Below are 20,287 nucleotides of genomic sequence, written 5' to 3'. Positions count from 1 at the left end.
AGGAAAGCCAATAGATTTATCCCTTTCCGAATGGCGGGATGCAGACAGCAAGGCGATGCAGCAACGTCTTCTTTCGTCAGCATGACGGCCCGGGTGGTCCACAGTTCGAGGCGAGCAAAAGATATGAGCGGATCGCGATCAAATCATACCGGAACCAGCGACTGGACGTCGCTGGATGCTCTGAGCCGCACGATCGAGGGGCTGGAGGCACGCATCGAGGGGTTGATGGGAACCGCCGCCGCGCGCGATACGCGCCAGCGCGTCGCTGCCGGCTATGCGCCTGCTCCCGAACCAGCCGCAACGGAGCGGATGCCGCCCCGCCCCGAACGCGAACAATATGCCGGCCGCGCTTACGAGCGCCCGGTGCGCAACGAACGCCATGAGAGCGACCTGCGCTCCGATCCGCTTGCCGAAATCCGTCAGCGTCAGCGCACGCTGGAAGCAAACCGAGAACGTCTGCAGCCACGGCGCGAGGAAATCACGCATGCAGAACTGCAGCCGGCGCGGCGTCCGATCGACAGCTACCCCCAGCGCCAGCCGATGCGGGCCGCTGCCGCCGACGCGCCGGTCGACATCGCCCAGGCGCTCGTCAACCTTCGCCAGGATCTGAAGCGCGACATCGCCGATAGCGTGAGCCGCGAAGTCACCGCCTTGCGTGCCGAAATCCGCGATATCCGCGAAAACGCCGAGGACAAGCATTTCGTCGCCGATGTCCGCCAGGACATGGCCAGGCTTGCCGACAGCATCAACCAGCTCGCCGGTCAGCCGGAGACCTCCGGGCTGAAAGCGGAATTCGACGAACTGCGCTCGCTGATGGACGGCCTTGCCCGCGAGGAATCCCTGCACCATGTCGAGCGGCAGGTGAAGGCGATCGACACGTCGGGCCTTCAGGACGAGCTCGTCTCGCTGGCCTATCGCCTTGATGACATCAAACAGCATCTCGGCGGCATGAACGACAGCCCGGCCGTGCACGCGCTGGAAACCAAGCTGCTGACGATCGCGACCGCGATGGAAAGCCTCGGCTCGATGATGCAGCCGCAGGACCAGGCCATGCAGCGGCTGGAAGGCCGCCTCAGCGGCCTTGCCGATCAGATCGACCTGATGAGCCGCGATGCAGGCCGGCGTCAGCCTGCCGACGATCTTTCCGGCCGCCTCGAAGCGCTCGCCATGCGCATCGACGAACTCGGCAGCGCCAAGGCCGTCGCCCGCCTCGAAGAGCGCCTGGACCAGCTTTCGCTTCTGATGGAGCGTTCGCAGAAGGCCACGCCGCAGCCGGAGCTCGTCACCTATCTCGCCGACATCTCCCATAAGATCGATGCGCTGGAACATGGGTCTGTCGGCAACGCGCTGGCCGACCGGCTGGATTATCTCGCTCGCCGCATCGACGAGATCGATTTCCATCCGTCCGCGCCGGCAGCAAGCCTCGACGACAGCATGGCGCGTCGCCTCGAAGGCCGCCTCTCCGACATCGCAGCCCGGCTGGAAGCGAGCACCGCCGCTCCGCCGACGGATACGCAGGCGCTGCGCAGTCTCGAAGAGCAGATCGCCCATCTCTCGACATTGCTGACGGCCGAGCCTCGCGCCGGCGGCGATCATCTGCCTCCGGATTTCGATCGCCGCATGAGCGCGATCGAGGACTATATGGCGACCAACGACGAATATATCATCGAAGCGGCCCGCCATGCGGCGGAAACCGTCGTCGAAGCCTATTCGCGCGAAGGCGGAATGGGTCATGGTGCGCAGGCGGCCGATATGGCGGCATTGACGGCACTTGCCGAAGACCTTCGTCATCTTGAGGACCTCAGCCGCGCCAGCGACGAGCGCACACACCGCACCTTCGAGGCTCTGCACGATACGCTGCTGCAGATCGCCGACCGTCTCGATCATATGGAACAGCTCAAGCCGGCGCCCGCCATGCCGGCCGCGACATTCGAAAGCGACGTCTTTGCCGAAGAGGATGCTCCGGCGCTGAGGCCGCCAATGGCCGCGCAGCAGAAGGCGGGTCCGATCATCCGCACGATGGCGCCTGCCGAAGCCTCGGTTTCCGCCGAAGTCGCGGTCGCGCAGGCGATCGACGCCAATACGAAGGCTGAAATCAAGGCGGCAGCCAAGAAGAGCGGCAAGACCAGCCTGTTTGCCAGCCTCGGCAAGCGCTTCTTCATGCCGGAAAAGGCCGAACCGATCTTTCTGCCGGACCGCCCGGTCATCGAGCAGGCGCCGTCGATCGATCCCGCCGACGTGATGCCCGGCGAAGAGGCCAACGAACTGCTGGAGCCGGGCTCCGGCGCGCCTGACATCAAGAAGATCCTCGAGCGCGTGCGCGCCAGCCAGAACACTTCGCGCAGCGGAAGCGCCCGCCAGCCGAGCGAGAACGAACGGGCCGATTATATCGCGGCCGCCCGCCGCGCCGCGCAGGCCGCGGCCATGGAAGTCGACCAGACGCAGCGCTCGGCTCCTGCTTCCAAGAAAGATGCCAAGAAGGGCGGTGCGTTCTCGCGCTTCCGCCGGCCTATCCTGCTTGCGCTGGGCGCAGTCATGCTCGCCATCATGGCCTATCCGCTGGCGAACACGCTGACACGCGGCCAGAAGGCGCCGGCACCGGCTCAGGTATCGACGATGGTCGCGCCCGCCGATAGCGCCGCGACCAATACCGTCGCTGCCAACGCGAACCCGGCCGCCAGCAATCAGCAGCCTGCTGCAAACCAGGCCGCCGCACCCTCGGTTTCCACGACGGAGACGGCGGAAGTCCGGCCTGCACCCACGGCCACCGATCCCGCCGCCGCACCCGCGAATGATCACCTGACGGCAGCGGCGCCGCTCGACGGCAACCAAACGGCAAGCGAAGCCCTTACCCCCGCCGGCAGTACACCCGCGCAACAGGCCTCCGCCTTCGCTCAGACGGACAATACCAATGCCGCCTCCCCCGCCGCCACGCCGGCAGCGCCTGATATCACCGTGCCCGACGGCATTCAGCCGCCGTCGCTCGTCGCAGCTGCTAAATCGGCCGATCCGGTGGCGCTCTTCGAAATCGGCGCACGCTATACGGATGGTCGCGGCGTTGCGGCCGATATGAAGCAGGCTGCAACCTGGTATCAGCTTTCAGCCGACAAGGGTTATGCTCCGGCCCAGTATCGCCTCGCCAGCATGTATGAGAAGGGCAACGGCGTCGATCGCGACCTCGTCAAGGCCAAGCAATATTACGAACAGGCCGCCAATCAGGGCAATGCCAGCGCCATGCACAATCTCGCGGTTCTCTACGCCTCGGGCACCGTCGGCCCGCAGGATTATGATAGCGCGGCGAACTGGTTTGTCCGCGCCGCCGATCTCGGCGTCTCCGACAGCCAGTTCAACCTCGCAATCCTCTATGCGCGCGGCAACGGCCTGAAACAGGATCTGCAGGAATCCTACAAATGGTTCGCGATCGCCGCCAAGAGCGGTGACAAGGACGCCGCGCAGAAGCGTGACGAAGTGGCCAACGCCATGAAACCGGCCGATCTCGAAAGCGCCCGCGCCAGGGTCGATCTCTGGAAAGTGCAGTCGGCCGATCCGAAGGCCAACGGCACCGATATCCCCGACGAATGGACCACCGGCAAGGGCGTGAACACCGCCTCGATCGACATGAAGAAGGCGATCCGCAACATTCAGGCCATCCTCAACAAGAATGGCTTCGACGCCGGCGCACCCGACGGCACCATGGGAGACAAGACGGTAGCCGCCCTGAAGAGCTTCCAGAAATCCGTCGGCTTGCCGGCGGATGGACGGGTCACCGATCAGGTGGTCAAGGAGCTTCTCGCCCGCAACAAGTAGCTTCGTTGCTTTCGTACGAAAGCGATCAACCAAAATGCCGGCGTCAGCACGCCGGCATTTTGCTTAAGGGGCTCTGGGCGCCTCCCCGCCATTAGTGCCCACTTGCGGAAATGGCGTCACAGAAAAGTGGAAAAAGTCGGGTTAGGGTGAAATCCGGCAATTCGAAAACTGTGGCAATGCGACCTTTCCTAAGGCTCTGGCAATGATTTCAGATTAGAATCCGCCATTTAAGGGGAAATGGGCTTCGGTCACCGCGCCGAAAAGCCTGCAAGTGGGAACAAGGCGTGACGATCTATCTGCCGATCGCAGAATTGTCGGTGAATATTTTGATTATTCTCGGCATGGGAGCAGCCGTAGGGTTTCTCTCCGGCATGTTCGGCGTCGGCGGCGGTTTTCTCATCACGCCTCTTCTGATTTTCTACAATATCCCGCCGGTCGTTGCCGTCGCCACCGGCGCCAATCAGGTCGTCGCCTCCTCGGTCTCCGGCGCGCTCAGTCATTTTCGCCGTGGCTCGCTCGACCTGAAACTGGGCTCGATCCTGCTGGCGGGCGGTCTCGCGGGGGCGACCTTCGGTCTCTGGCTATTCGTGCTGCTGCGCAGGCTCGGCCAGATCGACCTGATCATTTCCCTGATCTACGTGATTCTCCTCGGCACCGTAGGCTCGCTGATGCTATGGGAAAGCGTGCGAGCCATGCGCCGCGCAGCCGGCAAACTGCCCCCGGCAACCGGCAAGCCGCGCCATCACAACTGGGTACAGCGGCTGCCGCTGAAGCTGCGGTTCAAGAAATCCAAGCTCTATCTCAGCGCCATTCCGGTGATCGGCCTCGGCTTCTTCGTCGGCATGCTGACGCCAATGGGTATCGGCGGCGGCTTCATCCTTGTGCCCGCCATGATCTATCTGCTGCGCGTGCCCACAAACGTCGTTGTCGGCACGTCGCTGTTCCAGGTCATTTTCGTGACGGCCTTCACGACCATCGTCCAGGCAGCCACCAACTATTCCGTCGATATCATCCTGGCCTTCCTCTTGATGGTGGCGGGCGTCGTTGGCGCGCAATACGGCGTGCGCGTCGGCCAGAAGCTACGCGGCGAGCAATTGCGCGCGCTCCTCGGCCTCCTCGTCCTGGCCGTCGGCCTTCGCCTCGTCATCACTCTCGTGGTCACCCCCGCCGACGTCTACTCGGTTGTCATGGAAGGGGTGAGCCGATGAGAATATCCGGATTGCTCCTTGCCGCCGCGCTTTTATTTTTGCCCTCTGTTGCGCAGGCGCAAGTCCTGCTCGATCAGCCCACGACCTCGACCACGGCGCGGGAGACGATGGAGATCGGTACATCGACGAGCGAGATCGCCATCACCTCGGACTTCACCGGCGCCGATCTGACGATTTTCGGCGCCCTTTCCAACACCGACCAGCTGCTTCTGGCCATCGGCCAATATGATATCGTCGTCGTGCTGGAGGGGCCACGCGAGAATGCGACGGTACGCCGGAAAGAGCGCGTCTTCGGCATATGGGTCAACACCCGCTCGATGACATTCGAGCACGTGCCGGAAGCCTATTCGCTCTCGAGCACGCGCGCGGTCGACAATATCACCACGCCGCTCGAACTCAGCGACCGCGGCATTGGCGTCGACCATCTTCCGCTGACGCCGGTTGGCTTCGTCGGCAATGTCGGCGATGTCCCGGAATTCCGCAACGCCTTCCGACGCTTGCAGAAAGCTGGCGGGCTCTATGAAAGCGACCCCGCCGGCGTTCGCTTCGTCAGCTCCTCACTCTTCAAGGCAACGCTCAGGGTTCCCGCCGACGTGCCGAATGGCGTGCATATGGTGCGTGCCTATCTCTTCAAGAGCGGCAAGTTCCTGAGTGAGAAAGCGCTTCCGTTAAGGGTCATCAAAACGGGTATAGAGCAAACGATCACAGATGCGGCGCATCAGCGGCCGATCACCTATGGCATTTTCTCGGTGCTGCTCGCCCTCGTCACCGGCTGGGGTGCAAGCTTCATCTTCCGGAAGAATTAGAGCGTTTCCACTTTTCCTTGAATCGCGGAAACGCTCTATCCTCTTGTTTTCTTGTGCATTCCGGACGGAAAACCGCTGCGCACTTATCCTGGAAATGCTCTAATCAGCCGTCTTTCCGACGATTGGCGACTTCGAGATAGGCCTCGGTCAACCGGCCGAGCACCGAGGGTGTGCCCGGGGGCAGCACCTTGCCGAGATGCTTGGCGCGCAACTCCTCCATGAAATCATCCCAGAGCTTTTGGCCGCCATCCTCCAGGAGCTCGGCCCGGATCGACAGCTCTTCCGAAACAGGAAGATGCTTGCAGCCCCACGCGCCCATATGGGCAAAGAGTGGCACGAGGTCGATCGCCATTTCCGTCAGGCTGTAGATAGCCTTCTGCTTGTGGGTCGGATCCTCCTCTCGGGTCAACAACCCGCGCTCCACCAGCCGCTTCAGCCGATCGGCGAGGATGTTGGAAGCAATCCCCTCCTGCGAATTCTGCAGCAGCTCGCGAAAATGCCGGCGATTGCCGAACATGATGTCCCTGATGACGATCAGGCTCCAGCGGTCGCCGAGAATTTCCAACGTCAGATTGATCGGGCAGCCGGAACGATGCAGCGCGTCCATAATGATCTCCAAAAACCGCTTGCATTTTGCCATCAGTCTAGTTAGCTTGCAACCAATTGCTTTTTGCAATCAGTTTTGATTTTGATGTGGTTATTCAAACGGGGGAAGTGATGAGGAAGCTGGTTATCTGGAATCTCATGACGCTCGACGGCTATTTCGAGGGGACCAAGCCGTGGGATCTTAACTTTCATATGCTCGCCTGGGGCGATGAGTTGGAACACTATGCGGTCGAACTCGGCAAGGAAGGCGATCTGCTGATCTTCGGCCGCAAGACCTATGAAGGCATGGCTGCCTACTGGCCGACCGCGACGGAAACGCCCGACATCGCCGCCTACATGAACGGAATCGCCAAGATCGCCGCCTCGCGGACGCTCGGCCAAGCAGACTGGAACAATACCCGCGTCGTTGGTGACATCGTCGCTGAGGTGAAGAAGCTGAAGCAAGAACCCGGCAAGACCATGTTCGTCTTCGGCAGCGCTGAAGTGACCGATACATTGCTCAAGGCGGGGCTGGTCGATGAGCTCAGGATCTGCCTCGTTCCTGTCGTCCTCGGTGCCGGCAATCCGCATTTTAAACCGGCGGCCGAGCAACGCCCGATGAAGCTTATCGACTCCACGCCTCTCAAGACCGGAGCTGTCATCCTGCGTTATGAACCGGCGAACGCGGCCTAGGCCGAGAGATTGCCGAACCGCACCGAGTAGATGCGGTCGCGGCCCAGCAGGTGCGCAATCAGGCTTTCCCGCTCGAAAAGCCCGGCCATTGCCTTGTGGCGAAGATCGAGGCCGCCGGTCATCACGCCGAAGGCCGGCATCAACAGGCGGGCGCCATCCGTGGCAAAGCACGGGCGGCGCACCGATTTCTCACGGCGCCGAACGGTGGCCGAGGGATGCAGGTGGCCGGCGATCTCGCCGGCCTGCAACCCGGCCTTTGGCTCATGGCGGAACGTTAAACCACCGTAATGCATCTCATCAACCGAATGGCCGGGCAGGTCGACGGTACCGTCCGGATCGTGATTGCCGTTGATCCAGATCCATTCGCGGCCGCGGGCCATGTTGACGATCAGGCTGCGAAACTCGTCCGGCAGATGCTGCGAACCGACCCGATCGTGGAAATTGTCGCCCAGCGACACCACGAGTTTCGGATCATAGCGGGAGATGACGGCGGAGAGGACTGTAAGGGTCGCCAGCGTATCGTAGGGCGGCAGCATCATGCCGCGGCGCGCAAAGGCCGCGCCCTTTTCCAGATGCAGATCGGAGACGACGAGAATGCCGGCCTTCGGCAGGTAGAGCGCGCCCAGCGGATCACAGACGGCGGTGACGCCATGAATGACGGCCTCAACGCCCGCCGCACTGGTTGCGCCGTTGCCTTCATTCATATCTCGCGCTAGCGCCAGGCGGTTCATCACTTTAACAATCTACCTTCGTGGTCTGCTTTGCAGCATTCCTATTCCATCGCTTCGCGGATCAGGTCGTCAGCCGCTTCCGCAAGCAGGGAATCGTGAGCCTCGCCCGGTACCGGCACCTTGCCGATTTCCAGCATCACCGGCACGGCGAGCGGGGAAATATGGTCCAGCGCGCGATGGATGATATGGCCCTTGATTCGCTTCAGCATATCCGCAAGACGGCCAATATCCAAAAGCCCGGTGGCGGCATCCTGCCTCGTTGCCTGCAGCAAGATATGATCAGGCTCATGGCTGCGCAGCACATCATAGATCAGATCGGCCGAGACGGTCACCTGCCGGCCGGTTTTTTCCTTGCCCGGATGCCGGCGCTCGATCAAGCCGGCAATCACGGCGCAATTACGGAAGGTGCGCTTCAAAAGAAAGGATTCGTCGAGCCAGGCTTCGAGATCGTCGCCGAGCATATCCTCGTCGAAGAGATCGGAGAGGCTGAGACGCCCGTTGGCGATCATCAGCCCCATATCCTCCAGGCCCCAGATGCCGAGCGAATAATCGGTCGCGACAAAGCCCATCGGCTTGGCGCCTGCGCGTTCCAGCCTTCGGGTCAGGAGCATGCCGAGCGTCTGGTGGGCGAGCCTTCCCTCAAAAGGATAGGCAACCATGTAGGCGCGGCTGCCGCGCGGGAATGTCTCAATCAGAAACTCGTCGCGCTTCGGCAGCAAGGACTTCTCGTTCTGAATTTCCAGCCAATCGCGCACCTGATCCGGCAGACGGTGCCGCCGGTCGGGATCGGCTATCATCGCCCGCACCTGATCGGCCAGATAGGTGGACAGTGGGAACTTGCCGCCGGCATAGGAGGGAATTTTCGGATCCAGCGAGAAGGCCTGCGAGGCCAGGCATTCGCTCTCGCGAATGCCTTCGAAGCGCAGAACCTTGCCGGAAAACAGGAAAGTATCGCCGGGTGACAACTGCTCGACGAAATATTCCTCGACCTTGCCAAGCGGCGCGCCGCCTCTTCCGAGCGAGCCCAGCGCGTTGCGCTTTACCAGGCGGATGTTCAGCATCGCCTCTTCGACGATAGTGCCGAGGTTCAGTCGGTATTGTTGGGCGACCTGCGGATTGGAAACGCGCCAGCGCCCATCCGCCGTCCTGCGGATACGGGCATAGCGCTCGTAGGTTCGCAGCGCATAGCCGCCGGTGGCAACGAAATCGACGATGCGCTCGAAGGTCTCCCAGGAAAGCTCGGCATAGGGTGCCGCACTCTGCACCTCGTCATAGAGTTCGAGCATGTCAAAGGGCTCGGCGCAGGCCATGCCGAGCACATGCTGGGCGAGAACGTCGAGCGCTCCGGCGCCGATCGGCGGCGTGTCCTGCGCGCCTGTATAGTTGGCATCAAGCGCTCCCTGGCATTCCATGACCTCGAAGCGGTTGGCGGGCACAAGGATCGCCTTCGAGGGTTCATCCATGCGGTGATTGGCGCGGCCGATGCGCTGGGCAAGGCGGCTTGCGCCTTTCGGCGCACCGACATGGATGACGAGATCGACGTCGCCCCAATCTATACCGAGATCGAGCGTGGAGGTGGCGACGACGGCGCGCAGCCGGTTTTCCGCCATGGCCGCCTCCACCTTGCGGCGCTGGCCGACATCGAGCGAGCCGTGGTGCAGGGCGATCGGCAGATTGTCGTCATTGGCCGACCATAGCTCCTGAAACAGCATTTCGGCCTGCGAGCGTGTGTTGACGAAGAGCAGCGTCGTGCGATGGGCCTTCAGCTCGCGATAGATATCGGGAATCGCATATTTGGCGGAGTGGCCGGACCAAGGAATGCGCTGTTCCGTCGCCAGGATCGAGATATCGGGCTTGGCGCCACCCTCGACGATGACGAGGCCGGCGTGGCGCTCTTCCCCCGGCCGCTGCGCTACCAGCCATTTCTGCAGGTCCATGGGATCGGCGACGGTCGCTGAAAGACCGATGGTCTGCACGCGCGGCGCCAGCTTGCGGATGCGAGCAAGGCCAAGGGACAGCATATGACCGCGCTTGGAGGTGACGAGCGAATGCAGTTCATCGAAGACGATGTATTTCAAATCCTTGAAGAAGCGCTCGGCCTCACGATTGGCGAGCAGCAGCGCCACCTGCTCCGGCGTCGTCAGCAGGATATCCGGCGGATTGAGCTTTTGCCGCTGCCGCTTGCCGCTCGGCGTATCGCCGGTGCGGTTTTCGACCGTGACAGGCAGGCCCATCTCCGAAACGGGCTTCATCAGGTTGCGCTCGATATCGACGGCGAGCGCCTTCAGCGGCGAGATGTAGAGCGTGTGGATGCCGGTGAAGGCGGAGCCGGGGGGAATCTTGCCACGCCGGGTGAGATCGGTGAGCGACGGCAGGAAGCCGGCGAGCGTCTTACCCGCACCGGTCGGGGCAATCAGCAGCGTGCTTTCGCCGGCTTCGGCGCGGGCCAGCAGCTCCAGCTGATGCGCACGCGGCTGCCAGCCCTTCTCCGCAAACCAGCGGAGGAAGGGGGCAGGCAAGGCAAGGGGGTACTGCGCGTCGATCTGGTCCACGGGATTCAATGTAATGGATATGCGGCGGATGAGAAGCGGGGAGACTTCGTGTCCTTTCGTTTCAGCGTTTGCGGAGAGCGCAATACCCCCCTCTTTCACTTTGTGACAGAGGGGGGTATCGGGCGCACGACAGGCTCCAAACGCAGCTTCCATGCAACCCCAACTTCTAAGGCTATTGACTCCCATCATAATCGCGGATAAAAATTATCCATGATCTGAAAGGCACAAAGATGAAGCTCGGAGACGGTGTCGAACAATCCATCCATTGCGTTGCCATGTTGGCGGGTTTGTCCGATGGTGGCGTGCTTTCGGCAGCCGCCCTTGCGGAATTTCACGGCGTTTCGGTCAGTTATCTTCTCAAGCATCTGCAGGCGCTTTCGGGCGCCGGCATGCTCGATACCGTGCCGGGGCCGAAGGGCGGATATCGGCTGGCGCGCAAGCCGGAGGAGATCACCCTTCTCGATATCGTGCTGGCGGCCGAAGGCCCCGCACCCGCCTTCCGCTGCGCCGAAATCCGCCAGCGCGGCCCGAACCCGCTGGAAGGGCGCTACTTCGCCAAGCCCTGCGGCATCAATGCCGCCATGCTGGCAGCCGAACGCGTCTATCGCGCCGAATTGGCAAAGACAACGATCGCCGACGTGCTGACCGACCTCCGGCAGACGGACACGGACGGTGGCATAGCCGCGAGAGGCTGCGCCTTTCTCGAGCTGCATGAACGCAAGACCAAAAACTGAACCTCAATTTAAAATCCAAGGAGAAGACCCATGCATCCGCGTTTCAATTTCGCCAAAGCCTCCCCGGACTCCTACAAGGCCGTCGTCGCGCTGGAAAACTTCGTTCAGAGCAGCGGCCTTGAGCGCCGCTTCATTCACCTGATCAAGCTCCGCGCCTCGCAGATCAATGGCTGCGCCTATTGCGTCGACATGCATGTGAAGGAAGCCCGCCACGATGGCTTGAGCGAACAGTGGATCAATCTGATGTGCGTCTGGTGGGAATCGCCAGTTTATGACGACCGCGAGCGTGCCCTGCTTCGTTGGGTCGATTCCGTCACCAAGATCGCCCAGACCGGCATTCCGGATGCCGATTTCGAGCCGTTGAAGCAGCATTTCAGCGAAGAAGAGATCGTCAAGATCACGGTGGCGATCGGCACGATCAACATCTGGAACCGCCTCGCCGTCGGCTTCCGCTCGCAGCATCCGGTAGATGCGGCAAGCAAGGCTGCTTGAGTACGCTCTTGCCGGGCATGTGATGTGCCGCCGCTTGCTGCGCTGAGCTTTCCCTTGAGCTCCGTCATCCTCGGGTCAAGCCCGAGGACGACGCGCTGTGGGGTTAGCAGCGGGGAGCCAAGGAAGTCTGGGTGACAGCGGCTACTTGATAACCTCAAAACGAAAAACGCGGGGCCAGAAACCCCGCGTCATTCATTTGTTCTCTTATGCTCGGGGAACCGAAGCTGAGAAGTCTTAGGCAGCAACCGAGCCGAAGCCAGCCGTCGGAACTTCCGAGATGGTCTTCAGAACCTGGGAAGCGATCTGGTAGGGGTCGCCTTGCGAGTTCGGGCGACGATCTTCGAGGTAGCCCTTGTAGTCGTTCTTGATGAACGAGTGGGGAACGCGGATCGAGGCGCCACGGTCGGCAACGCCGTAGCTGAACTTGTTCCACGGAGCCGTTTCATGCTTGCCGGTCAGGCGCATGTGATTGTCCGGACCGTAAACAGCGATGTGGGCTTCGAGGTTCTTGTCGAACTGAGCCATGAGCGCTTCGAAATAGGCCTTGCCGCCGACTTCGCGCATGAACTTGGTCGAGAAGTTGCAGTGCATGCCCGAGCCGTTCCAGTCGGTGTCGCCGAGCGGCTTGCAGTGGAACTCGATGTCGATGCCGTACTTTTCGCACAGACGCAGCAACAGGTAGCGCGCCATCCAGATCTGGTCGGCGGCCTTCTTGGAGCCCTTGCCGAAAATCTGGAATTCCCACTGACCCTTGGCCACTTCGGCGTTGATGCCTTCGTGGTTGATGCCCGCTTCGAGGCAGAGGTCGAGGTGCTCTTCAACGATTTCGCGAGCAACATCGCCGACGTTCTTGTAGCCGACGCCGGTATAGTACGGACCCTGCGGAGCCGGATAGCCGGATTCCGGGAAGCCGAGCGGACGGCCGTCCTTATAGAAGAAGTATTCCTGCTCGAAGCCGAACCATGCATCTTCGTCGTCGAGGATCGTTGCGCGGCTGTTGGACGGATGCGGGGTAACGCCATCAGGCATCATGACTTCGCACATGACGAGCGCGCCGTTGGTACGGGCCGGGTCCGGATAGATAGCGACGGGCTTCAGCACGCAGTCAGAGCTGCGGCCTTCGGCCTGCATCGTCGACGAACCATCGAAGCCCCAAAGCGGAAGCTGCTCGAGCGTCGGAAATGCGTCGAATTCCTTGATCTGCGTTTTACCGCGCAGGTTCGGTACCGGGGTGTACCCGTCGAGCCAGATGTACTCGAGCTTATATTTCGTCATTACGCACCTCATAACAGTTAATCAGGCGAAGTAGGAAAACTTTCCCGGCGCGCCCGCCGGAAAATTCCTCACTACGAACGGCTGCCAAGAGAGATGCATGTGCCGTGCCAAATCGCATCGGCACCCGGCCTGTCAGGCGAGATTTTTATAATTCAGCCGTGTTCGGGCGAGATTTCCCAGTGCCAAGCATCAGATTCTTTTCAAATCGCAGCCATGGCTCCAATCGAGCTGCCAAAGTGTCGCAGGCTCGACCGCGCCCTAAAATCGATTGGAAAATCGGCAGATCAAAGAAACGGCATCGGCCGCGCCATCGTTGAATTGCCTATAATTTCATCATTTAGCATTTTTTTTAAGCGGAATGGTGATATTCGCCTTCGGCTTTGCTATATATGAGTTGTCTCTTGAAGCGCGCCCGCTTGAACACCAAAAAGGGAGAGACAAAGAATGGCAATCGGTACCCGGCACGAAACCGCAAAGATCTATAAGTTTCCCGTCACGGCTCGCCCGACGGCGCTCAGCCAGCGTCCGAAGGTGAACCTCACCCCTGATATCGGCCCGTCCATTGCGACGGCCGCATTCGACAGCTGGTATCACGAAGCCGCAATCGTCGAATCCGACGAGACCCGCAAGCAGTAGGCTTCAGCTTTACAGCGCTATATAGCGATCCGAGCGATGATTGATCGCGACGAAGAGATTGAGCGCGATTGCGCCGATCACCGAGCAGATGACCACAGCAGGCGTGGTCACCGCAAAAGCGACGGCGAGCACGCATAGGTCGATCGCAAGCTGCACCAGCCCTGCCCTGATGCCGAAACGCTCCTGCAGATAAATCCCCAGAATGCCGACGCCGCCAAGGCTGGCGCGATGACGATAGAGTGCGAGCAGGCCGAAGCCGAGGAGAATACCGCCAAGCACCGCCGACCAGAGCTCATTGATATGTGCGACATCGAAGAGCAGCGGCTGCAGGTTGGTCAGCAGCGAGGTGAGCGCAATGGCGATGAAGGTCTTGATGGTGAAGACCGGGCCGAGCTGTTTCAGCGAGAGATAGAAGAACGGCAGATTGACCACGAAAAAGGCGAGGCCGAAATTCACGCCGATCGCATAGTGCAGCAGGAAAGCGATGCCGGCGGTGCTGCCGGTCAACAGGCCGGCGCTTGAAAGGCAGAACAGCCCGAGCGAGGAAATCAGGCTGCCGGAGACGATGCCTTGAACATCCTCGATCCACGAATGCCGGGTCGCGGAGGTATTCCAGATACCAAATGCGCTCTTTGCGTTTGCCATGTGATTTCCCCTGGGTTTCAAGGCGTTTTGCTGAAAGCTCAGGCGATAATCAAGCGAAAATACGTAAGTAATGCTGACCTATTTCAAATTCGCAAGATTCGAAATTATCAAGCCGATTTCCGGGTAATGAAAAGAATGCCATGGACCGGTTTTCCGCCATCCATGCGAATGACGCCGCGGGTGAGATCCAGCACCGTAAAGCCGTGAGCGGCCAAAACCTTCCTGACATAAGCTTCGGAATGGGCAAAGCGTAAGGAATCGCGCAACACATAACCGTCCGCCTGCTGTGCATCCTCGACCGAAAAGGCAAAGACGGCGCCATCGGCCGAAAGTTTCTGCACGATCGCCGTCACGCCATGCAGATCGCCGAGATACATCAGCACGTCGGCCGCAGTGATCAGATCTGCGCGGCCAGCCTCAAGCTCACCACCGAAAATGCCTGACAATTCCGGCTCAAGCGCGAGATCGGCCTGGCCGAGGTGATCGTAGACATTCTTTTCGGCCGCCTTGGCGAGCATGCCCTTCGACAAGTCATAACCTTCCAGCCGATCGACCCGGGCGCGGATTTCCGGCCCAAGCAGGCCCGTGCCGCAGCCAAGGTCGATCGCGAGACGGAAATGTTTCGGGATACCCGCCGTTTCGGCAATAAGCCCGGCAAGCTTGCCGGGCACGCTATAGCCGAGCTTCTCGACCAGCGAGGTTTCGAAGCGGTCGGCGTAGTCGTCGAACAACCGCTCGACATAGAGGCTCGGCGGGCGGTCCGGCACATCGGCACCGCCGAGAACGGCAAGCTTGAGGCGGGCGCCGAAGACATCGCCTTGATCGAGCATCAGCACTTCGTTCAGCGCCGCGATTGCGCCGGATGCATCGCCGGCCTTTTCGCGATAGGTCGCAAGCGTGAACCAGCCCGCCGCCCAGCGCGGAGCCAGCTCCAGCGCCTGCTCCATCAGCTCGGCGGCACTCGCCGGCTCTCCGCTTTCGGCAAGCATCTTCGCATAGTCGGCACGGCGGTCGGCGATGACATCGCCGGAGGAAAGCTGGCTTGGCAGCATGTGTTTCATCCTGTTTGATGCTCGCCTTTGAACGCGGCCATAAAAAAACTCAAGTCCTATTTCAGGCAGGCGCTGGTTTAGGGTGTAGGCTGGGCGAAAGTGCTTGCGAGTCGCAGGTGCCGGCCCTATCTCAGCACCGACCGACTGCCATATGGAGACGTTAGCATGTCCGATCAGGTGAACAGATTCCTTGGCGACTCGCCAGGCAGAACGCTGGTGAAGCTCGTCATCGTGTCGCTCGTGGTCGGCTTCGTGATGAAGTTCTTCGGCTGGCGGCCGCTCGATTTCCTCTATGGCGTCCGCCGCTTCCTGCTCGATCTCTGGCACAGCGGCTTCGCTGCGCTTGGCGAGTTCGGCGATTATGTGCTGCTCGGCGCATCTATCGTCATTCCTATCTTTATCATCCTCCGCCTGTTCAACTACCGCCGCTGATATGACGTCTCAGACACCGAACTATTCGCGCCGCGATGCGCTGCGCCTCGCCGCCCTTGCGCTCACCGCATCCGTCGCAAGCTGCGCCACGCCGCCCGCCCGGATTTCCAATATCCCCGCCAGCGACCAGACTGCCTCCGCCCTGCCGCTCGTCAATGCACTACGCGCCAAGAACGGCCTGCCACCGCTGAAGGTCGATACGGCCGCCAGCACCGCCGCTGTCTATCAGGCGAGGCGGATGGCGGATTCCGGCAAGATGGAGCATCTGATTGGCATCGGTGATGATTTCGGCAAGCGCGTCAAGGCAAGCGGCGTCAAGCTGCCGGCGGCAGAAAACATTGCCGAGGGCCAGCACGACGTGAGCGCCGCGGTGACGGCCTGGATCAACTCGCCGAAGCATTTGCACAACATGCTCGGCAAATATGACGGCCTTGGCGTCGCTCTGGCCTACAACCCCTCTTCCGGCGGCAGGCCCTATTGGTCCATGGTGCTGTCCTCGAACTGAGGAGGCGTAAGGCAACATGGATGTCCAGCAGGAGAGCCGGAAGGTTCTGCCCTTCGACGTGACGCATCGGCTCGTGCTGTCGATCGCGATTCCAATGACGCTCGGCTTCATGACGACACCGCTGCTCGGCCTTGTCGATACGGCCGTGGTCGGCCATATGGGCCAGCCCGACGCGCTCGCCGGCCTTGCGATCGGCGCTGTGCTCTTCGACCTTCTCTTTGCCAGCTTCAATTTCCTGCGCGCCTCGACCACAGGGTTAACCGCGCAGGCCTATGGCCGCCATGACCGTCGCGAACAGCAAGCCGTGTTCTGGCGGGCGCTAATATCGGCGCTTACCTGCGGCATCCTGATCGTCATTCTTTCGCCGCTGCTGCTCTGGATCGGCATTAAGCTGATGGGGCCGGAAGGCGGCATTGCCGATGCGACGCGCACCTATTTCTCCATCCGCATGCTCTCCGGCCCGGCGGCACTTGCCAATTACGCGCTGCTCGGCTTCGTGCTCGGCCGCGGCCAAGGCCGTATCGGGCTCCTGCTGCAGACCGTCATCAATGGCGTCAATATGGTGCTCGCCATCCTGCTCGGGCTCTATCTGGGCTGGGGCGTCGCCGGCGTTGCCTGGGGCACACTGATCGGCGAAGCGAGCGGCATGCTGCTCGGACTTTTGATCGTGCTGCGCAGTTTTGCCGGCGAGGAGCGCCCGGCGCGCGCGGAACTGCTCTCGCGCACCAAGCTCATGCAGCTCTTCGCGCTCAACCGCGATATCCTCATCCGCACCTTCGTTCTGATCGGCGCCTTCACGCTGATGACGCGCATCGGCAACAGTTTTGGTGCAGTCATGCTCGCCGCCAATGCCGTACTGATGAACTTCTTTTTGTTATCTGGCTACTATCTCGACGGGCTCGCCAATGCCGCCGAGCAGATCACCGGCCGCTCTATCGGCGCCAATTACAGGCCCGCCTTCGAGCGCGGCTTGAAACTGACCGCGCTCTGGTCCTTCGGGCTGGCGCTTGCCGCCGCCATCTTCTTCTTCACCGTCGGGCCTGCCCTGATCCGCCTGCTGACCACCTCGGAGGAGGTCCGCACTGCTGCCGAAACCTATCTGCCCTGGGCGGCAATCACCGGCTTGACCGGGGCACTCGCCTTTTTGATGGACGGGGTCTTCATCGGCGCCACATGGTCGCGCGAGATGCGCAACAAGATGCTCCTGTCGTTCGGCGGCTATCTCGTAGCGCTTGCCGTCTTCGTGCCGACGCTTGGCAATCATGGCCTGTGGATGGCCATGAACGCCTTCCTGCTGTTTCGCGGCATCTTCCTGGCCATGGGCCTGAAGAAGCGGGCGGATCAGACGTTCCGGTTCGCCCAGTAATCCAGCTTGGCATCGCGCAGGTCGCGGATCGAGCCGGCGCGCTCGCGATCGAGCAACTTCGAGAGATCCCCCACGATGCGGCCGGGCAATCCCGGGCCTTCATAGACCATGCAGGAATAAAGCTGCACGAGATCCGCGCCGGCCTTGATCTTTTCCAGCGCTGTCTCCGCTGAGGAAACGCCGCCGACACCGATGATCGGCAGCGCGGCACCGACGCGGCGGCGCATCTTGGCGAGTACCACGGTCGATTTTTCAAAGACCGGCTTACCGGAAAGGCCGCCCGCCTCCTTGGCCTGCCGCTGATCCTTCAACCCGTCACGCGACAGCGTGGTGTTGGAGACGATCAGACCGTCGAGCGCATGCGACAGCACTTCGGCGGCGATATCGTCCATACCCTCCTCGGTGAGATCCGGAGCGATCTTGAGGAAGACGGGGATGCGCTTGCCGGCCCTTGCCGCTTCCTCATCGCGAGCTGCGAGGACGGCCGACAACAGGGCGGACAGGCTTTCGCGCGCCTGCAGATCGCGCAGGCCCGGCGTATTCGGCGAGGAAATATTGGCGGTGAAATAGCGCGCCACGGAGTAGAAGCGGCGGATGCCGGCGACATAATCGGCGATGCGGTCGGCACTATCCTTGTTGGCGCCGATGTTGACGCCGATAATGCCGTTGCCGTGGATGGTTTTGAGGCGCTGGAACGCCGCCTCATGGCCCTCATTGTTGAAGCCGAGGCGGTTGATGACGCCTTCGTCTTCGACCAGGCGGAAGATACGCGGACGTGGGTTGCCCGACTGCGCCTTCGGCGTCACCGTGCCGATCTCGGTAAAGCCGAAACCGAGCTTCAGCAGCGCCTCCGGCACTTCGGCATTCTTGTCATAGCCGGCGGCCATGCCGATGGGGTTGGCAAAGTCGAGCCCTGCCACGGTCTGGCGCAAGCGGGGATCGTTGCGTGTGCGGCAAGCCGGAACGAGGCCGGATTTCAGCGCCGCAATCGACATGCCGTGTGCCGTTTCCGGATCGAACAGGAACAGGCCGCGCCGGCCGAGATCGCGAAAGGCGCCGATCATTCCGCCATCTCCGGAAAGAGGTGAGCTCCATCGTCGCCAATCGGCAGCGGCTTTTCCCAGAGGACGGCCGAAAGTGGCAGTGGCGCATAGAGATGCGGGAAGAGATCGCCGCCGCGCGAGGGCTCAAACACCAGCTTGTCGCCGAGCGCGTCGCCGTCCACCGCCACCAACAGCAGGCCGGTCTGCCCCGCAAAATAGAGTTCCGCGGTTTTCTTTGCCTGTTTCGCGGTGGAGAAATGAATGTAGCCATCGGTCAGATCGATCGGCGCGCCATGAAAAACGCCGGTTTGTCTGGCTTGCTGCCAGAGCGCATCCGGCACGATCTTGTAAACCACTGGCATGGCGGTCATCATCCCTCTGTAAAGCTGTCCTGCTAGGGCTTTGCACGAAAACATCAGCCGATGTCCACGGTTTCCGTGATGGATTTGGGGTTTAACGCAGAAAATCCGGAGGATGACATGACGAAGGAACTGAAAATCGGCCTTGCAGCCATGCTGGTGCCCGCTGCTTTTCTTCTCTCCACACCGGCTCTTTCAGCCGAACCGGATGCGGAACGCTTCCAGCTGGAGCGCAGCGGCGATCATTTCATCCGCCTCGACAAGCAGACGGGCGCCATGTCCATCTGCCAGGACCAAAGCGGCAATCTCGTCTGCCGCATGGCCGCCGACGAGCGCAGCGCCTATGACGACGAGCTCGACCGGCTGGCCGACCGCGTGACGAAGCTGGAAAAGACCGTTGCCGCAAACAAGGGATCGAGCCTGCCCGACGACGCCGAGATCGACCGTACGCTCGGCATCATGCAGAAATTCATGCGCGGCTTCATGGGCATGGCGAAGGAATTCCAGAACCAAGAGCCGGATAGCAAGCCGCAGCCGCAGAAGACCTGATCCAGGTGAAGGACGCTGTCGCGAAAGCACGGGGATAAAGGACCGTATTCCTATGCCGGCCTTTACTCGCCAAAATGCCTCGGTTAACCTTTTCTAAAGAGCAAAGCGCCGGGCGAGCCGGCGCGGATACCGAGCGGCGATGCTGTCACACGAGCAGATATGGGGTGCGATCGACCGGCTTGCCGAGCGGCACGCCTTGACCCCTTCCGGCCTCGCCCGCCGCGCCGGCCTGGATGCCACCTCCTTCAACAAATCGAAGCGATTGAGCCAGGACGGACGCCTGCGCTGGCCATCGACGGAATCGATCGCCAAAATCCTGGATGCGACCGGAGCAAGCTTGGAACAATTTCTGAGCTTCATTCGCCCGGCCGAGCCGCCGACCGCAACAGCCGTGAACGGAATCCTGCCACCCGGCACCTCCATCCCGCTGATTGGCTTTGCCCAAGCGGGCGCCGGCGGCTTCTTCGACGATGGTGGATTCCCAGCCGGCCAGGGCTGGGACATGGTGGAATTTCCCGTCGCTGCCGGGCACAGGACCGGCGCCTATGCGCTGGAGGTACAGGGCGAAAGCATGTTGCCGCTCTATCGCGACGGGGATATTCTGATTGTCGAGCCAGGTGCTCAGATCAGGAAAAACGACCGTGTCGTTGTGAAGACCCGCGAGGGCGAAGTCATGGCCAAGGTTCTGCTGCGGCAGAGCGCCAAGTCGATTGAGCTTTTGTCGCTCAATCCCGAACACCCCAACCGCAGCTTCGATCTTGCGGATGTGGAATGGATTGCGCGGATCATTTGGGCCAGCCAATAGGAAAGTTTTCTC

20 protein-coding genes are annotated in these 20,287 nt (G+C 61.3%); 12 read left to right on the top strand and 8 right to left on the bottom strand.

The features are described from left to right. The first annotated feature begins 123 nt into the window (after positions 1-123). From I8E17_RS01060 to I8E17_RS01050, 3 genes are all read left to right on the top strand, one after another. Entirely contained in the window at positions 124-3,807 is a 3,684-nt protein-coding gene (locus I8E17_RS01060) for a peptidoglycan-binding protein (protein ID WP_069611267.1), read from the top strand. A gap of 284 nt (positions 3,808-4,091) precedes the next feature. Further along, positions 4,092-5,015 carry a sulfite exporter TauE/SafE family protein gene (locus I8E17_RS01055; RefSeq protein ID WP_069611266.1) on the top strand — a complete coding sequence of 308 codons (924 nt, stop codon included), beginning with the start codon at positions 4,092-4,094 and terminating at the stop codon, positions 5,013-5,015. Then, complete coding sequence (locus I8E17_RS01050; protein ID WP_069611265.1) at positions 5,012-5,821, top strand: TIGR02186 family protein; 810 nt, start codon at positions 5,012-5,014, stop codon at positions 5,819-5,821. The genes I8E17_RS01055 and I8E17_RS01050 overlap by 4 nt, the downstream gene beginning before the upstream one ends. Before the next feature lie 103 nt (positions 5,822-5,924). Here I8E17_RS01050 and I8E17_RS01045 read toward each other — a convergent pair whose 3' ends face one another. Next, positions 5,925-6,428 (bottom strand): helix-turn-helix domain-containing protein, encoded by a 504-nt coding sequence (locus I8E17_RS01045; protein ID WP_069611264.1) that lies wholly within the window; start codon positions 6,426-6,428, stop codon positions 5,925-5,927. A gap of 110 nt (positions 6,429-6,538) precedes the next feature. Between I8E17_RS01045 and I8E17_RS01040 the strand changes: the two genes are divergently transcribed. Then, positions 6,539-7,099, top strand: a complete 561-nt coding sequence (locus I8E17_RS01040; RefSeq protein ID WP_069611263.1) for a dihydrofolate reductase family protein — start codon at positions 6,539-6,541, stop codon at positions 7,097-7,099. Here the strand turns inward: I8E17_RS01040 and pdeM are convergent. Then, positions 7,096-7,830: a ligase-associated DNA damage response endonuclease PdeM gene (pdeM, locus tag I8E17_RS01035; RefSeq protein WP_069611262.1), complete on the bottom strand. Its 735-nt coding sequence runs from the start codon at positions 7,828-7,830 to the stop codon at positions 7,096-7,098. The two genes, I8E17_RS01040 and pdeM, sit on opposite strands and share 4 nt — an antisense overlap. Before the next feature lie 41 nt (positions 7,831-7,871). Next, positions 7,872-10,382 carry a ligase-associated DNA damage response DEXH box helicase gene (locus I8E17_RS01030; RefSeq protein WP_113367277.1) on the bottom strand — a complete coding sequence of 837 codons (2,511 nt, stop codon included), beginning with the start codon at positions 10,380-10,382 and terminating at the stop codon, positions 7,872-7,874. 230 nt (positions 10,383-10,612) lie between these two features. Here I8E17_RS01030 and I8E17_RS01025 point away from each other — a divergent pair, with 230 nt between their 5' ends. Both I8E17_RS01025 and I8E17_RS01020 read left to right on the top strand, forming a co-directional pair. Continuing rightward, entirely contained in the window at positions 10,613-11,116 is a 504-nt protein-coding gene (locus tag I8E17_RS01025) for an Rrf2 family transcriptional regulator (RefSeq protein ID WP_069611261.1), read from the top strand. A gap of 30 nt (positions 11,117-11,146) precedes the next feature. Further along, on the top strand, positions 11,147-11,608 hold the full coding sequence (locus tag I8E17_RS01020; RefSeq protein WP_015338745.1) for a carboxymuconolactone decarboxylase family protein: 462 nt from the start codon (positions 11,147-11,149) through the stop codon (positions 11,606-11,608). A gap of 234 nt (positions 11,609-11,842) precedes the next feature. On the opposite strand, the gene I8E17_RS01015 is transcribed toward I8E17_RS01020, so the two are convergent. Continuing rightward, positions 11,843-12,883 carry a glutamine synthetase beta-grasp domain-containing protein gene (locus I8E17_RS01015; protein ID WP_069611260.1) on the bottom strand — a complete coding sequence of 347 codons (1,041 nt, stop codon included), beginning with the start codon at positions 12,881-12,883 and terminating at the stop codon, positions 11,843-11,845. A gap of 444 nt (positions 12,884-13,327) precedes the next feature. On the opposite strand from I8E17_RS01015, the gene I8E17_RS01010 reads away from it, so the two are divergent. Next, positions 13,328-13,519, top strand: a complete 192-nt coding sequence (locus I8E17_RS01010; RefSeq protein ID WP_069611259.1) for a DUF2735 domain-containing protein — start codon at positions 13,328-13,330, stop codon at positions 13,517-13,519. Between the two features lie 9 nt (positions 13,520-13,528). Here the strand turns inward: I8E17_RS01010 and I8E17_RS01005 are convergent, their stop codons facing one another. Further along, positions 13,529-14,164, bottom strand: a complete 636-nt coding sequence (locus I8E17_RS01005) for a YitT family protein (RefSeq protein ID WP_069611258.1) — start codon at positions 14,162-14,164, stop codon at positions 13,529-13,531. A 107-nt stretch (positions 14,165-14,271) separates the two neighbouring features. After that, positions 14,272-15,216, bottom strand: a complete 945-nt coding sequence (locus I8E17_RS01000; protein WP_069611257.1) for a methyltransferase domain-containing protein — start codon at positions 15,214-15,216, stop codon at positions 14,272-14,274. Positions 15,217-15,381: 165 nt separating this feature from the next. Between I8E17_RS01000 and I8E17_RS00995 the strand changes: the two genes are divergently transcribed. From I8E17_RS00995 to I8E17_RS00985, 3 genes are read left to right on the top strand one after another with little or no spacing between them, the layout of a single operon-like run. After that, entirely contained in the window at positions 15,382-15,648 is a 267-nt protein-coding gene (locus I8E17_RS00995; RefSeq protein ID WP_069611256.1) for a DUF6460 domain-containing protein, read from the top strand. Between the two features lies 1 nt (position 15,649). Continuing rightward, positions 15,650-16,153: a CAP domain-containing protein gene (locus tag I8E17_RS00990; protein ID WP_069611255.1), complete on the top strand. Its 504-nt coding sequence runs from the start codon at positions 15,650-15,652 to the stop codon at positions 16,151-16,153. A gap of 16 nt (positions 16,154-16,169) precedes the next feature. Continuing rightward, on the top strand, positions 16,170-17,519 hold the full coding sequence (locus tag I8E17_RS00985) for an MATE family efflux transporter (protein ID WP_069611254.1): 1,350 nt from the start codon (positions 16,170-16,172) through the stop codon (positions 17,517-17,519). Here the strand turns inward: I8E17_RS00985 and I8E17_RS00980 are convergent. Both I8E17_RS00980 and I8E17_RS00975 read right to left on the bottom strand, forming a co-directional pair. Then, positions 17,495-18,583 carry a quinone-dependent dihydroorotate dehydrogenase gene (locus I8E17_RS00980; protein ID WP_113367276.1) on the bottom strand — a complete coding sequence of 363 codons (1,089 nt, stop codon included), beginning with the start codon at positions 18,581-18,583 and terminating at the stop codon, positions 17,495-17,497. The genes I8E17_RS00985 and I8E17_RS00980 overlap by 25 nt on opposite strands. Next, entirely contained in the window at positions 18,580-18,936 is a 357-nt protein-coding gene (locus I8E17_RS00975; protein WP_069611252.1) for a DUF952 domain-containing protein, read from the bottom strand. Before I8E17_RS00975 ends, I8E17_RS00980 begins: the two co-directional genes overlap by 4 nt. Positions 18,937-19,041: 105 nt before the next feature. On the opposite strand from I8E17_RS00975, the gene I8E17_RS00970 reads away from it, so the two are divergent. Continuing rightward, on the top strand, positions 19,042-19,470 hold the full coding sequence (locus I8E17_RS00970) for a hypothetical protein (protein ID WP_069611388.1): 429 nt from the start codon (positions 19,042-19,044) through the stop codon (positions 19,468-19,470). A 139-nt stretch (positions 19,471-19,609) separates the two neighbouring features. Continuing rightward, entirely contained in the window at positions 19,610-20,275 is a 666-nt protein-coding gene (locus I8E17_RS00965) for a helix-turn-helix transcriptional regulator (RefSeq protein WP_069611251.1), read from the top strand. Positions 20,276-20,287: the final 12 nt, after the last annotated feature.

Origin of the sequence: Rhizobium sp. AB2/73, from assembly GCF_020871915.1 — a bacterium.
GTDB lineage: Bacteria > Pseudomonadota > Alphaproteobacteria > Rhizobiales > Rhizobiaceae > Rhizobium > Rhizobium dioscoreae.
The sequence above is the reverse complement of the archived record's forward strand: the minus strand, read 5'-3'. Positions and strand labels throughout refer to the sequence as shown.

Excerpts from the sequence above, each read along its gene's own strand:
- I8E17_RS01060 (WP_069611267.1), top strand. The coding sequence starts at position 124 with ATGAGCGGATCGCGATCAAATCATACCGGAACCAGCGACTGGACGTCG.
- I8E17_RS01050 (WP_069611265.1), top strand. The coding sequence starts at position 5,012 with ATGAGAATATCCGGATTGCTCCTTGCCGCCGCGCTTTTATTTTTGCCC.
- I8E17_RS01045 (WP_069611264.1), bottom strand. The coding sequence starts at position 6,428 with ATGGACGCGCTGCATCGTTCCGGCTGCCCGATCAATCTGACGTTGGAA.
- I8E17_RS01040 (WP_069611263.1), top strand. The coding sequence starts at position 6,539 with ATGAGGAAGCTGGTTATCTGGAATCTCATGACGCTCGACGGCTATTTC.
- pdeM (WP_069611262.1), bottom strand. The coding sequence starts at position 7,830 with ATGAACCGCCTGGCGCTAGCGCGAGATATGAATGAAGGCAACGGCGCA.
- I8E17_RS01025 (WP_069611261.1), top strand. The coding sequence starts at position 10,613 with ATGAAGCTCGGAGACGGTGTCGAACAATCCATCCATTGCGTTGCCATG.
- I8E17_RS01020 (WP_015338745.1), top strand. The coding sequence starts at position 11,147 with ATGCATCCGCGTTTCAATTTCGCCAAAGCCTCCCCGGACTCCTACAAG.
- I8E17_RS01015 (WP_069611260.1), bottom strand. The coding sequence starts at position 12,883 with ATGACGAAATATAAGCTCGAGTACATCTGGCTCGACGGGTACACCCCG.
- I8E17_RS01010 (WP_069611259.1), top strand. The coding sequence starts at position 13,328 with ATGGCAATCGGTACCCGGCACGAAACCGCAAAGATCTATAAGTTTCCC.
- I8E17_RS01005 (WP_069611258.1), bottom strand. The coding sequence starts at position 14,164 with ATGGCAAACGCAAAGAGCGCATTTGGTATCTGGAATACCTCCGCGACC.
- I8E17_RS01000 (WP_069611257.1), bottom strand. The coding sequence starts at position 15,216 with ATGCTGCCAAGCCAGCTTTCCTCCGGCGATGTCATCGCCGACCGCCGT.
- I8E17_RS00995 (WP_069611256.1), top strand. The coding sequence starts at position 15,382 with ATGTCCGATCAGGTGAACAGATTCCTTGGCGACTCGCCAGGCAGAACG.
- I8E17_RS00990 (WP_069611255.1), top strand. The coding sequence starts at position 15,650 with ATGACGTCTCAGACACCGAACTATTCGCGCCGCGATGCGCTGCGCCTC.
- I8E17_RS00985 (WP_069611254.1), top strand. The coding sequence starts at position 16,170 with ATGGATGTCCAGCAGGAGAGCCGGAAGGTTCTGCCCTTCGACGTGACG.
- I8E17_RS00980 (WP_113367276.1), bottom strand. The coding sequence starts at position 18,583 with ATGATCGGCGCCTTTCGCGATCTCGGCCGGCGCGGCCTGTTCCTGTTC.
- I8E17_RS00975 (WP_069611252.1), bottom strand. The coding sequence starts at position 18,936 with ATGATGACCGCCATGCCAGTGGTTTACAAGATCGTGCCGGATGCGCTC.
- I8E17_RS00970 (WP_069611388.1), top strand. The coding sequence starts at position 19,042 with ATGACGAAGGAACTGAAAATCGGCCTTGCAGCCATGCTGGTGCCCGCT.
- I8E17_RS00965 (WP_069611251.1), top strand. The coding sequence starts at position 19,610 with ATGCTGTCACACGAGCAGATATGGGGTGCGATCGACCGGCTTGCCGAG.